A 14,084-nucleotide genomic window follows, 5' to 3' on the forward strand; every position below is an offset into this window, starting at 1 on the left:
AGATAGAAGAAGATATTTGATTAAAGCGCCGATAGGTAACTATAGTGAGGGTGATGGTAGATAAAAGTAAGTTTAGGGAACGTAATGTGGGGTTTCCCAAAGCAACAGCAGTTAATGTAAACCCTAAAATTAAGGTTAATTTTTCGCCAAAGCTTGCTAAATCAGGTTTACTTTTAACATAAAATCTATCCGTAAACGCCACCATAAAAATGATGTAGGGAAACAATCCTACACTCAATAATGCCCAGAGATAATTTTGAGAATTAGTAAATTGAGTAGCAGTTGTAATAATTGAAGCTTGAAATTCAGCACTTAACAATCTCCAACCCAACCACATTGATTGCAAACCTACAACAAAGAAAGCTGTAAAATCGCTTTTTAAACTGTATAAATGCAACCGATTATGGAAAAACCACAAACCCAAACCGCTAATAGCAATTGCTTGTAAAGGATTACTTTCAACAGTCGCATACCAACCAAGGAATAACAAGATACCCCCGATTGCTTGGGAAGGAAAGATAAAAAGATGGGGAGATGCGGAGATTGGGAGATGGGGAGACGAAACAGCAATTTTTCTTTGTTGCCTTCTCCTCCCATCTTCTTCTCGTTGGGCTAACCAAGCTATTAACCATCCATAAATACCAATTGCTAAACCTAAATTTGCAACATTTACACCCGCACCAAAAATTGCTCGCAGTAATACCACCATTGAGGCATAAATAATTACTGTAGCAGTTATATTTTTTCCCCAATTCGTTTCAGATAAGCCTTTTTTTTCTACTTCCTGTTGTCGAGTACGAATTTGAAAAACGGTAATAATAGTTGTTCCTATAACAGCTAAATAAACTGCAATTAAAGGAAATCCGACAAACTTCCAACCCCAATGCAGGTAACTCAATCCGAGAATATTTATTAGAGATAATTTACTAAATTGAATACTTCGGGTAAATATTGATTGTTTAAAAACTAATATAGTTATTCCTGTTAAAATAATTGACGCAATACTCACTAAAATCAAGTTGATCGGATTTTGCCACAAACCGAAGCTATCCATTGCCCAAAAGTTAATTGGAATCAGCAGCATTGTGACAATATGCAAAGCACCACTTGTCAACCGTAAATTTGCTTGTTTACCAGTCCAAAAACCAAGTCCCCAAAAACCCAAGGTGTAAGCTAATAAAACTCCATACTGTAAAACAGGTGTAAATCTCTCCCACTGACTTGCAGCAAGCGCTCCAGAGGAAACTACTACACTAAACATTCCCAAAAATAGCAGCCAACGGACACTCAATTCTGCCCGTAGCGATCGCCATATTGAACTAAAAAAACTGGGTGTAGCTACTACCTTTGGCTTAAACGCAGTTGTACTAGGTTGGGCAATCACTTTTTCAGTCTGGGTTTTAGGTACAGTTTCAGGCTCTAAAATAACCTGACAAACTAAATTTTCTCGGCATATTTGCTTAACTTGAGCATCAGATATCAAATCCAAGCGCAACCATTCATCAAGCCCTTGCAATAAATGGGGGTGTTCCCCAGGAAGCCTGACTTCAAATTTAAGCGAGCGGTTAGAATTGGATGGCATAATACAATGCACCTAATAGTACAATAATTACATCATCCCTTAGATGTATATTTTCGGATGAATTATTTATGACACTTCTGTCGCTGAATAAAGTAGCTATACCAATTCCTTATTAACCGCTCGCTTATGGGTTACTTTTTCTTACGCTTCAGATTTGTAACAGTACCCAATAATGTACTTACAGCGAGCAAACCTAATATTCCATTGTGTTCTGGAACTTTCTGCACTGGAATAGGAAGTGGTCCGGCACCACTACCTGAAGTATTATTATTACTGGCTATGTAAGTACCACCAGGACCGCTTGGTGGTTGAGTAGTTTGCCAAAAGAAGGTGATTGTTTCTGGGTTAGAAGTATTTGTGTCCCAGCCTTCTCCTCCCGATACAGTCCATACTAATTTGCCATCATCAAGTTGTTCAATATTAAACTTACCATCGGAGCCGAGTGCATTCTCTGCTTGAGAAAAGCTATAACCTGCAACATCATTAAATCCGGAAGCATTAAAGCCCAAACTGAATTGACTGACATCATTAAAAGGAATAGTGTTCTGTGGTAAAGGAAATGGAGCATCGTTGGGAAAATCAACACCGGGTGTAACCTGGTGTACGTAAGTATAAATTGTCCCTTCTGGATTTTGCGGTGGTACGCAGCTTGTAAAACCAGCCGGACAAAATACCCCGCTTGTCAAATCTCCAAGCCCTTGGTTGTTAGCATTGATTAAGGATGTTTCTACGAATGGTCCAACGGGTCCCACTATAGCAGCGCCTAAACTTAAATTATCAAAGTTCGTCGCGATTAGAGATGCAGCATTAGCCTTGTGTGGAAATAAACTCAACAAGGTAAATGCAGTGATTATCGAGAAAAGATTTTTATTCATGAAAAATTTGCTGGTAAAATTACTGAAACTAAAAAGCAACTCATGAATTAAGTAAATTCACTGTCACCATAATTAAATAACATAATTAGATAAATTTAAAATTAAATACTTAAAATTTGATGAGAATTTAGGCAGTATTTACCAAATATTTATATTTAACGCCTGTAGTGCTATTGTACTAATTAATCCTGATGACAACCAATTCCCAGACGGAGATTCTACTCATTCCGTCGAAGCCATAACATATACTTAAAAAGATAAGAGTGAAGAGCTAAAATTCTTAACTCCTCACTCTTAACTTAAAAAAAACGGGCGGGAAGGGATTCGAACCCCTGACACCGTGGTCCGTAGCCACGTGCTCTAGTCCACTGAGCTACACGCCCTTATAACTAGTTAATCATAGCATATGTCAACCACATGACACAAGAAAATTTTCAAAATTCTTCAAATTCAGTTTCTCAGCAGGGTTTAACTCATTTGGATCATCAGGGAGAAGCCCAGATGGTCGATGTATCTACCAAAATTCCCACTGTTAGAGAAGCTGTAGCTGTTGGTAAAGTGCGGATGAAACAAGAAACTTTTGCCGCAATTCAATCGGGAAACGCTCCCAAAGGTGATGTTTTAGCAACTGCAAGACTTGCTGGAATTATGGCTGCAAAACAAACAGCAGCTTTGATTCCTTTATGTCATCCTTTGCCGTTACAAAAAATTGAGGTGCAAATCACAGCTTTATCTCAACTACCAGGTTATTCCATTCAAGCAACAGTTAAAACCAAAGCTGAAACCGGGGTAGAAATGGAAGCTTTAACTGCTGTTTCTGTCGCCGCTCTTACTTTATACGATATGGCGAAAGCTTTAGAAAAATCCATACAAATTGAATCAATACATTTAGTCAGTAAAAGTGGTGGTAAATCAGGAGATTATTTACAATCGCACTAAGCAATTAGTCCATTTCGATGGACTTTGGAAGGTGTAGCAGCGAATTCATTGGCGATTTAGCTTGTAACATTCATTTCCCAGGCTTCTACCATCAGAAGTAGAAAAATTATCAACGCCTGCTTTACAATATGAGAATATTATTTACAAATATTAAAAAATGCAGGTCAGTACAATTCCTTCTACAACTCCGATTCCTGGTAAATATTGGCAATGGCGCGGACATGATGTTTACTACGTTAAAGCCGGAGAGAATTCACAACGTCCGCCTTTACTATTAGTACATGGTTTTGGTGCTTCCACCGACCATTGGCGCAAGAATATCGCCCAATTGCATGATGATTTTGAAGTATACGCGATCGACTTATTGGGATTTGGACGTTCGGAGAAACCTAAGTTGCAGTACAGTGGTGATTTATGGTGCAACCAATTACATGAGTTTATCACCCAAGTTATTGGTAGAAAAGCCGTATTAGCAGGTAATTCCCTCGGTGGTTATGCAAGTTTATGTGTAGCAGCACAACATCCTGATTCTGCTGCGGGTTTGGTATTAGTTAATAGTGCTGGTCCCTTCAGTCAAGACCAGCCAACGGTAGAGCCGGAAGCCTTACAATCAGAAATTGAACCACCTTTAAACGAGAAGCTGCAAAAGTTATTAGGTGATTTTGCAAAGTTAATATTTAAACAACCCTTTGCTCAATTTATTTTATTTCAATACATTCGCCAACCTTGGGTAATTCGTCAAACTCTAGAAAAAGTTTATCTAGATAAAAGTGCAATTACAGAGCAATTAATCGAAGAAATTCGCCGTCCTTCCGGTGACAAGGGTGCTTTTGATGTATTTTGCTCGGTTTTTAGTACTCCCCAAGGAGAGAAAGTAGATGTGCTTTTGCAGCAACTAACTTGTCCATTGTTATTGTTATGGGGAGAAGCAGATCCCTGGATGAATGCAAAAGAACGTTCTCAAAAATTTCGCCAATATTATCCTCAATTAACAGAATATTATCTACAAGCGGGTCATTGTCCCCATGATGAAGTACCACAGCAGTTAAATTCATTATTGCGAGATTGGGTTTTTTCTATCGCTGAGTAATGGAGAGGTCGAAGGTTAAAGGTTAAAGGTCGAAGGTGTAATAACAACTGTCAACTGTCAACTGTCAACTCCTAACTCTCAATCCAAAATTATTTGATGGGTTATAAACAAAGTATTTTCCGTGGAGCAATATTTATTATTGCTGCGGAATTGGTGTTAACGATGAATGGAGTAATTATCAAATTAGCATCGGCTGGTTTACCAAATGAAATGATTGTTTTCTTTAGAAATTTGTTTGGTTTATTCAGTTTAATGCCGATATTTGCTCATGAAGGTACAGCTATTATACATACTAAAAAATTTCCCTTGCATTTACTCCGGGGACTTTGCGGTGTTGCAGCTATGTATTGTTTGTTTTACGTGATGGCAAAACTTCAATTAGCAAATGCAATGTTACTTAAATCGACTATACCAATATTCATTCCTTTGGTTGCTTTTAGTTGGTTGAAAGAGAAAATTTCAGTTGTGGCTCGTGTGGCGATCGCCATTGGTTTTTGCGGTGTATTTTTAGTATTGAAACCCGGTACTGATTTTGATTGGGTGATGTTAATTGGTTTAATTAGCAGTGCTTTCGCATCAATTTCGATGGTGACGATACGCAAATTATCAGCAACAGAACCGGCTGTACGTACAGTTTTGTATTTCGCAATAATTGCAAGTTTGGTATCGGTTATACCTTTAACTTGGGCTTGGAAAACTCCCAGTTTTAACGAATGGCTGATGTTAATAGGAGTTGGGATTAGCAGTACCGTGGTTCAGTTATTAACAACTCGCGGTTATGCATCTGCACCTGCTTCTCAAGTCGGGATTTTCTCTTATTCTTCGGTAATATTTGGTGCTTTGATTGGCTGGTTATTGTGGCATGAATTATGGGATATTACTTCATTTATTGGTGCTGTATTTATCACCGGCGCTGGTTTGCTGACGCTTCGCGATAGCAATAATACGGTATCAGAAAATAAATAGTGTGCGACCTCCTATATTCTATTCCCCGTTCCCTGATTTAATTTTAAGAATATAAGACTTAATCTGATCTTCTAATTGATTAGTAATTATTTCTTTGCCGATACTGGGATTATCTAAATTGACTCGGATATATTTTTTTGTATCAAATTTTTGATCCTTATTTGTATCTTTAGTGATTTCGAGAAATATCGCGCCAGTACTTTGTACAACTATCCAACTATTCAATTGAGTATTATCTGGAGTAATTTGCTGTAAGTTTCTTCCTGACAAGTCAGAAAGATATCCAATAGTGGCATCTTGGTAATCCAATTTTTTATCTTCGTTGGTATCTTTTTGGATGATTCTATACAGCCAAAATCTTTGTATTGGCTCTGCTGTTGCTTTTCTTTCTATTAAATCAAATGATTTAATAATCGCTTTTTTATCTAATAGCGCATTTGTAGAAGCATCTTTTTTAGAATAAAATATTATGTTATATATATCTTGCCTATCTTCGTAGGAACGCGAAGATTTTTCTATCCAGCTTTTTTCTCCTTGGTTAGCATCTGGAAATATACTAACTGGAATCATCAAATAATCTGATTCTTCCTTTATGATTAAATCACCGTAAACAATGTTAGGCTGTGGATTCTGCTGTGCATTAGCTTGCGACTGTTGCTTTTCTGTATTAACTCTAGAGTTACATGAAAAACAAAGTGTTGCGATAATAATACTTGCAACGCTATTTTTTGGTAAATTATAACGACTCATAAAATGCTCCTAGCAGCTGATATTGATGCTCTATTTTATACACTGCTTCCAAATCGTCAACTAAATTTAGATTTTGGATTGTCCCTAAGTTTAAAATTATTCAGTGGATAAATTGCCACATTAACAAGACGGTTGGTATTAATACGGTTCAGTTAAGTAAACTTATCAATCAAAAGCCTAAAAAAATAATTCTCACAAAAAAACAGATTGACCTTTCTGGAGGGGGTTTGGGGGAAAATCCCCCAATTAAGAGGTTGTCCCGAATCAGGCACAACATCAATCGGTCAATCTCTGAAAACCTTAAATGAACCCTATTGGGTTATATATATTCAAACCATCTTGGTAGAAACCATGTATTTTTAATCTAAAATCTAAAATTATTTCCTAGCCTAAGTTTAATCATCAATTTGTCCTTGACGACGAATATTGAGAATATCGCTCATTTTTTTGATTTGATTAAAGACTTGCTCTAATTGCTTTTTATCAGAAACTTCTATTCCCAAATCTATTAACGCTGGTTGATTGACAGCGGTTTTTACATTTGCATGAGACACGTTAATTCGTTGGTCGCTTAAACGAGATAAAATATCTTTGAAAACTCCCACACGGTCTAAAGCTTCAATCTGTACGTTGACGCTATAAGTTTGATGATGGTGCAACATTTCCTGGCAATTATTCCAGCTCACGGGTACTAAACGTTCGCAATCTGTGTGTTGCAGATTCTGACATCCTTGTCGATGGATGGAAATTCCCCTACCCCTTGTAACTACACCGATAATGGGTTCTCCTGGAATAGGATTACAGCAACCCGCTACATAATACATTAAACCTTCTACACCAATGATTGGCGAATTACTCTTAGAAGATGTAGTTGTATTTCCTTCCCGTAATGTTTTTGGTGCGGAGGTTGGTAAATTTGAAAGAACTTCATCCAAATTGATCGCTATGGGCTGTTGTTCTTTGATGATTTCTCGCCATCTATTTAATACTAAATTTAAGGTGATTTCACCGTAACCTAGAGCCGCAAGCAAGTCTTCAACACTGTTATAGTTACATTTTTCTGCAACTGTTTGCATTGGTCCGGATTTGAGTAGATTTTCAAAACCAGATTTACCCAACTCTTTTTCTAATAATTCCCGACCACGGGCAATATTTTCGTCTCTACGAGAACGTTTATACCACTGCTTGATGCGATTTTTCGCTGCTGAAGTCGCTGCAAAGTTCAACCAATCTAAGCTGGGATGACTGTTTTTCTGGGTGATAACTTCCACAATATCCCCATTATCTAATCTTGTGGAAAGCGGTACCATGCGTCCGTTAACTTTTGCTCCCGCGCAATGGTTTCCTACTTCGGTATGAATGCGATAGGCAAAATCCACTGTCGTAGAACCGGGACTTAATGCAACCAAATCTCCCTTCGGGGTAAATACATAAATATCATCCTCAAATAAGTTGTCTTTGATGCTTTCTAAATATTCCTGAGCATCTTTGAGGTCGCTTTGCCATTCCAACAATTGTCGCAACCAGGTAAACTTCTCGTCGGCTGCGGTCATTTGAGTATTGTTGGAACCACCTGTTTCTTTATACTTCCAATGGGCTGCAATTCCATATTCAGCAATACGGTGCATTTCTAAGGTGCGGATTTGCACTTCTATCGGACGACCCCAGGAACTGATTACCCCGGTATGTAACGACTGGTAACGATTGGGTTTTGGTAAGCCGATGTAATCTTTGAATCTACCGGGAATCGGACGGAAGGAATCGTGAACCAATGCCAAAGCACGATAGCATTCTTCATTGGTTCTCACAATAATTCGTAGCGCTGCTAAATCGTAAATTTCATGAAATTCTTTATGTTGACGCTGCATCTTTTGGTAAATGCTATAAAGATGCTTGGGACGACCTGATAATTCTATGCACTCAATTCCCGCTTGTTTCAAACGAGAACGTAAAGTTTCGGCTACTTTGCTTAGTCTTTCTTCTCTTGATGTGCGTTTTTCGGCAACTAGTTGCTGTATTTGACGATAGGCATCTGTTTCAAGATACTTAAAAGCTAAATCTTCTAATTCCCATTTTACGTGCCAAATACCCAAGCGATTGGCTAGAGGAGCAAAGATTTCTCTCGTTTCCAAAGCTTTATTGCGACGACTGTGTTCTGGCATCACGTCCATAGTCCGCATATTATGCAAGCGGTCTGCCAACTTTACAACTATAACGCGGATATCTTGCGCCATCGCCAAAAACATTCGCCGAAAGTTCTCTGCTTGACTTTCTGTTTTACTCTTAAAATTAATTTTAGAAAGCTTGGTAACTCCTTCCACCAAACGTCCTACTTCCTCTCCAAATCTTTGTTCTATTTCTTCAATTGTTACTTCTGTATCCTCCACTACATCATGTAAAAACCCAGCTGCTATCATTACAGGGCTGCCCCCTAAATCCCGCAGCAATCCGGCAACGGCGACGGGATGACAAATGTATGGCTCTCCTGATTTACGATACTGACCTTGATGTAGATTGTAGGCAAATTCAAATGCCCGACAAATTAAATCTTTACCCCCATAGTCTGGGTCATTTTCTAAATTATTTTTAACAGAGGAATCATTGAGACAATCTTTTAACCATTCCGGAAGAATAATATTAAATTTAGAATCTACAATTGTATTGTTCATATTTGAATAAAGAGGTTTAGTATTGTTAGGGGATGGGCGACGTAAACGACGTTGCTGCCGTGCAGATGCTATTTTCATGGCTAAGGATAAGTTTACTAATGTAAAAGGAATTGTTTCAATTAGCAATTTTTTTCTGATCAAACAAGTGTTACGCATGATAATCTAAACAAGATAAAAAGGGCAATAAAGCCTCGGCAGTTTGCTTGAGGCGCTTGTAAGAAAAAGTTTTTAAAGAATTAATTGTATGAGATAAAATTCATGAAACTCATAATATCTCAATAAATGTTCTTATGTCTCTTAATAAGCAGAAATATCTTGCATTTACAACTATGTTGCAGCAATTGCGTTCTGATATCTCTTCTAATTTAATCAGTGCTGACCTGCTACGTCAGCATCTGACATCTTTACGGAACTTTTTTCAGCAGGATATTGTATCTTTGACTACTCAATTTCCAACAGAGCAGTCTTATCAAACTGAAATCAGCAAGCAGTTACAGTTATTGGAGATAGATATAATGTTTTTTCAAGGAGCGCGACAAGCTCCATCGGCTGTTGCCAGAGTAAATGCAATTTCCGAACGATTGACAACCCTGATTGGATACTGCGATGCCATTCTAAAGATGGATAAAGTAGCAGATGAATAATGAAAAATCAAAAACAATGCATTAATCAATTATTTATTAATCGATTAAAACATTTTCAAGTATTCTCTTACACACAGATTTTCCTTTTAAAAAAGAAAAACCATTGTAAAAGTTTAATATTCACGCGTATGTGATTTCAGCACTTCTACCCGTATAGTTGTGCTAGGCTTTCAAGTCGATATTAACATTTTTACGCGAAATTTTAGCAAATAACTTCTATCTACATATATAAATATATAGAACTATTTTTTTTTCGCCAATTTTTGGTGTGTTTGAGAATAAGGAGTCTATTTAATTCACCCGATTGTAATTATCACCAAAGCTCAACCTCTAAGCCCTAATCCCCAAGTTCAGCCTGGGAAGTCTATCGAGAGTTTCCGGTTCTTGTGGAAAATGGTGGGAATTACATAGAATATATGGTTAAAGTAACAAGTTTTATAAAGCAAATCTGATAAAGTATAAAAAATTTAAGTGTCTAACTAATAACTCATAACTTAATAACCCATAACTAATTATGAACGATGCTTTATTGTCAATTGAAAATTTGCGGGTAGGATATGCTACAAATAATACAGGAGAGGAACAATGGGCAGTTGATAGTGTTTCTTTGATTTTGCAACCCGGTGAAAGGATGGGTTTGGTGGGAGAATCTGGTTGTGGTAAGTCTACTTTAGGACGTGCAGCGATGCGTTTATTACCAGCTTCTACACGGATTGAAGGACGGGTAATGTTTCAAGGACGCTCTGTATTTGAGATGACCTCAGAAGAATTGCGGAGATTTCGCGGGGAAGCGGTAGCATTAATCTTTCAAGACCCCATGACCCGCTTAGACCCTTTAATGACAATTGGCAACCACTGTTTGGAAACTCTCAAAGCACATTCTCCTCAATTATCCAATTTACAGGCAAAAGAAAAGGCGATCGCCACTTTACAAAAAGTAAATATTCCCCCCGAAAGATGGAGTCAGTATCCCCACGAGTTCAGCGGTGGAATGAGACAGCGGGTTGCTATTGCTTTAGCTTTATTATTAAATCCCAAGTTAATCGTTGCTGACGAACCAACCACCAGCTTAGATGTCACCGTTTCCGCTCAAATTTTACAAGAATTGACCCGATTGTGTGCTGAAGAAAACATGGGATTATTGCTGATATCCCACGACTTAGCAATGGTAGCTGAATATTGCGATCGCATTGGGGTGATGTACCAAGGAAAAATGGTAGAAACGGGTTTATCCAAGGAAGTATTCCGCAATCCACAGCATGAATATACGCGATCGCTTTTGAAAGCAGCATTGCACATTCAATCATTTTCAGAGGATGAGAACGCAGATATAACAGATAAATTCTCAAGTAGTCTCAAGGAAAAAACATCAAATGTCATACCCTTACTGACAATCAAAGAATTAAAGCAGCATTATACTATCGAACCCAATTTCATCGAAAGAATATTTAAAGGACAAGGACAAACCATTAAAGCAGTAGATGGGATCGACTTAGAACTGTATCAAGGAGAAATTCTCGGATTAGTTGGTGAATCGGGTTGTGGAAAAAGCACCTTATCGCGGACAATATTGCAATTAATTCGTCCTACCGGGGGTAAAGTTGAATTTTTAGGTAAAGACTTAACCAGTTTGTCCCGTCAACAAGTACGCTCCCAAAGACGACAAATGCAGATGATATTTCAAGATCCCCACGCTTGTTTAAATCCGACAATGACAGTAGGACAAAACATCGCCGATCCATTGATTATCCATCATATCGCCAATGCCGGAGCCGCAAAAGAACAAGTATTGTGGATGCTCGAGAAAGTCGGGTTAAATCCATCCCCCATGTACTATCAACGTTATCCTTCCGACTTATCCGGGGGACAACAACAAAGAGTTGCGATCGCAAGAGCTTTAATTACTCGTCCCAAGTTGGTAATTTGTGACGAACCTGTAAGTATGTTAGACGCTAGCGTACAATCGCAAGTTTTGGATTTAATGTTGGAATTAAAAGCAGAATTCGAGTTAACTTACTTGTTTATCACCCACGATTTATGGTTAGCTAGGTTTCTATGTGATAGAATCGCCGTTATGAATGGTGGTAAAATCGTCGAACTTGGTGCGACACAGAAAATTTTCACTAATCCCCAGCATCCTTATACTAAAACTTTGCTTGCTGCTGCTCCTTTGCTAGCAAGAGCGTAAGATAAGTTAGGAGTTAGTTGACAGTTGTTTATTGCCAATCTTTAACCTCTAACCTTTAACCTTTTTCCCTTAGTTAAGCATGGGATAATCATTTAAACTCGTTCCGTATAATTCCAAGAATCTTCTGTAAAGCGACATACTTTTACAGTTGGAAACTCTGCTTAATTTAAATAAGCTGTCTCGATTTTTTTCCGCAAGACTGCGTAGGTAAGGTAAATCTTCAAATAGAGTTAAACAAGAAGCAAAATGCAGTAATAGCTGCAAAAATGGTTTAAACCATTCTAAATCGCTGTAAATATCAACAAAGAAATAATGCTCGTTTTCATTCAAAGGAACCGCATGAAATATTACAGTGATTCTTTTAAGATTGTAAACTGGAATACTCAATTCTACAGTATAAGGATTGTGCAAAATTAAATCTACTTCTACAATCGGTTGTCTCCAAATTCGCAGAGGGTTAAATGGAGAATCCAACATAGTTTGAAATTTAATTACTCCACCATTATCTGTAAGCTCAAAGTCACCAATACCTAAAACTTTTAGGTTATTTAAACTAAAGTTATGAATAGTTTCAAGATGCTTTAAATTTAATAAATGATAAATTTGGCAAATGTAAGGAAAAGGTAATATATATTCCTGACTAATCATGTATCTTTGTTTTAAATTAGACTTGAAGCCATTACTATTACAGCAGTTTCCCTGTAATATTGCATCTTCACAACTATCAGGTGAATTTTCCGGTCTCAAAAATAACCAGCTTGCAAAGAACAAAGAAGCTGTAAATAACTGGATTACTTCCATTACAGACAAGTAACCATCGGCAAATGCAGCAAAACTTCTGTCGCTAATACCAAACAGCCAAGATGGAATACCAAACAGCCAAATACCGCTTCTAAATCTACTAAAAATAAGAGCAAATTCGACCGCTTTACTGCTCTTTTGATTCTCAACTAATTCCGTTATTGTAATATTATCTTGCATGGAATATTTCTCTCATGTTGGCATAGCAAAAAATACCTCCTCAACTACATAGAGAAAGAGGTTTTTGTCTGGAAATTTAGTTTTACCAATGGGAATTTTGTACTGCTTGAAAAAGTCAACTCTGATGCACAGAGTAAGTTAATTCAAACAATTATTATTTGCGCTTTCGCTCTGAAACATAAATACCTTTAAAGCATCTACATGACTTTAACAACTGACTTAATTTTCCTTAATTTGCTAATTAAAATACAGGCTATCAGGATACATATATGTATTTTAGTAAAATAATGTTGACTTTTACGACACTTTAGTTATTTATGTCCATAGTCTGACATTTATTGAAGAATAGTAAATTTGCATCAGTCTAAAGACAGTAATTCAGTTAGCAGTGAGCAGTTACCAGTGAGCAGTTTTCAAATACACTGTAATGACATGACGTAAAAAAGGTTCGTAGTTGCGCTGTCTTCGCTTTAATTCACCAGAGATTACAATTTCAAAATAATATAATTTGTTCACTGTTAACTGTTCACTGTTAACTGCTAACTGTTCACTGTTTCGATGTCTGCATCGCAAACTGCATTAAACCGGGGAAGAATTTATAAGCAGCGGACATAAATGATCCTGAACCAACTACTATTTCATCTTTTTGATGTTTCACCGCATTCCAAATTGCATCAGCGACATCTTCGGGTTTACTCGCCGCTGGTGATTTGAGAAAATTACTCATAGAATTGCGACGTTTTTCTGCTTCTTGTGCGCTACTTCCGCGAAACTGCGCTCTTTCCATGAAGTTGCTGTCGGTAGCGCTCGGATGTACCGCACTGACATGAATACCTTTTGGCTTTAATTCCAGTCGCAAAGTTTCTGTTAAACCTGTGATTGCGTACTTGCTGGTACAATAAACGGTCATTTCCGGTAAGGGTAATTTACCACCGATAGAACCGACATTGACAATAGTTCCCTTCTGTCGCTGTAAAAAGTGCGGTAAAAGTGCGTGAATTGTGTGGATGTATCCCCAGAGATTTACGTCTATGACTCGATGCCAATCACTTAAAGAAGTATGTTCAATTGGTCCGGTCATGCAAACCCCAGCATTATTGATTAAAACATCAATACTGCCAAAAGATTCTAAAGCTTTGGAAATTAAGATATTTACTTCTGCTTCCTGACTCACATCACAGGGAATAGCCAGTACTTTTGTGCCGATTTTGCTTACTTCCGCCGCTGTTGCTGATAAAATTTCTGGCGATCGCGCAGTTAAAATTAAATCGTATCCTTTACGAGCAAATAAAAGTGCTGAAGATTTACCAATTCCTTGAGAACCACCTGTAATAATTGCACTAGGCATAACAAATACGATCAATATTTCTGTATTATTTCTTCATATTGTCGTTGATAAA

10 protein-coding genes, 1 tRNA gene and 1 pseudogene are annotated in these 14,084 nt (G+C 37.5%); 5 read left to right on the forward strand and 7 right to left on the reverse strand.

The genetic code is table 11. From position 1 onward, the window contains the following. The 3 genes and pseudogenes from IQ247_RS21070 to IQ247_RS21080 form a co-directional block, all read right to left on the reverse strand. A pseudogene (locus IQ247_RS21070) lies at positions 1 to 1,582 on the reverse strand (hypothetical protein); the annotation flags it as partial. Positions 1,583 to 1,713: 131 nt separating this feature from the next. Beyond that, positions 1,714 to 2,457: an exosortase, PEP-CTERM interaction domain protein gene (locus IQ247_RS21075; protein WP_193923089.1), complete on the reverse strand. Its 744-nt coding sequence runs from the start codon at positions 2,455 to 2,457 to the stop codon at positions 1,714 to 1,716. A gap of 309 nt (positions 2,458 to 2,766) precedes the next feature. Continuing rightward, a tRNA-Arg gene (locus IQ247_RS21080) sits at positions 2,767 to 2,840 on the reverse strand. 34 nt (positions 2,841 to 2,874) lie between these two features. Between IQ247_RS21080 and moaC the strand changes: the two genes are divergently transcribed. From moaC to IQ247_RS21095, 3 genes are all read left to right on the forward strand, one after another. Continuing rightward, on the forward strand, positions 2,875 to 3,396 hold the full coding sequence (gene moaC, locus IQ247_RS21085) for a cyclic pyranopterin monophosphate synthase MoaC (protein ID WP_193923091.1): 522 nt from the start codon (positions 2,875 to 2,877) through the stop codon (positions 3,394 to 3,396). A gap of 157 nt (positions 3,397 to 3,553) precedes the next feature. Beyond that, complete coding sequence (locus IQ247_RS21090) at positions 3,554 to 4,486, forward strand: alpha/beta fold hydrolase (protein WP_193923093.1); 933 nt, start codon at positions 3,554 to 3,556, stop codon at positions 4,484 to 4,486. A 96-nt stretch (positions 4,487 to 4,582) separates the two neighbouring features. Beyond that, positions 4,583 to 5,452 carry a DMT family transporter gene (locus IQ247_RS21095; RefSeq protein WP_193923094.1) on the forward strand — a complete coding sequence of 290 codons (870 nt, stop codon included), beginning with the start codon at positions 4,583 to 4,585 and terminating at the stop codon, positions 5,450 to 5,452. 18 nt (positions 5,453 to 5,470) lie between these two features. On the opposite strand, the gene IQ247_RS21100 is transcribed toward IQ247_RS21095, so the two are convergent. Together IQ247_RS21100 and IQ247_RS21105 are read right to left on the reverse strand one after the other, a co-directional pair. Further along, positions 5,471 to 6,202 carry a hypothetical protein gene (locus tag IQ247_RS21100; protein WP_193923095.1) on the reverse strand — a complete coding sequence of 244 codons (732 nt, stop codon included), beginning with the start codon at positions 6,200 to 6,202 and terminating at the stop codon, positions 5,471 to 5,473. Between the two features lie 395 nt (positions 6,203 to 6,597). Continuing rightward, positions 6,598 to 8,871 (reverse strand): RelA/SpoT family protein, encoded by a 2,274-nt coding sequence (locus tag IQ247_RS21105; RefSeq protein ID WP_193923114.1) that lies wholly within the window; start codon positions 8,869 to 8,871, stop codon positions 6,598 to 6,600. Positions 8,872 to 9,161: 290 nt separating this feature from the next. Here IQ247_RS21105 and patD point away from each other — a divergent pair, with 290 nt between their 5' ends. Continuing rightward, complete coding sequence (gene patD, locus IQ247_RS21110) at positions 9,162 to 9,515, forward strand: heterocyst frequency control protein PatD (protein WP_193923096.1); 354 nt, start codon at positions 9,162 to 9,164, stop codon at positions 9,513 to 9,515. A gap of 514 nt (positions 9,516 to 10,029) precedes the next feature. Next, positions 10,030 to 11,703, forward strand: a complete 1,674-nt coding sequence (locus IQ247_RS21115; RefSeq protein ID WP_193923097.1) for a dipeptide ABC transporter ATP-binding protein — start codon at positions 10,030 to 10,032, stop codon at positions 11,701 to 11,703. A 69-nt stretch (positions 11,704 to 11,772) separates the two neighbouring features. Here the strand turns inward: IQ247_RS21115 and IQ247_RS21120 are convergent, their stop codons facing one another. Continuing rightward, positions 11,773 to 12,684 (reverse strand): hypothetical protein, encoded by a 912-nt coding sequence (locus IQ247_RS21120; protein ID WP_193923098.1) that lies wholly within the window; start codon positions 12,682 to 12,684, stop codon positions 11,773 to 11,775. A gap of 547 nt (positions 12,685 to 13,231) precedes the next feature. Continuing rightward, positions 13,232 to 14,032, reverse strand: coding sequence for an SDR family NAD(P)-dependent oxidoreductase (locus IQ247_RS21125; RefSeq protein ID WP_193923099.1), 801 nt, complete (start codon positions 14,030 to 14,032; stop codon positions 13,232 to 13,234). Between the last annotated feature and the right edge of the window lie 52 nt (positions 14,033 to 14,084).

The sequence above is a fragment of the Plectonema cf. radiosum LEGE 06105 genome (assembly GCF_015207665.1).
In the GTDB taxonomy this organism is placed as follows: Bacteria; Cyanobacteriota; Cyanobacteriia; order Cyanobacteriales; family Nostocaceae; genus Rivularia; species Rivularia radiosa_A.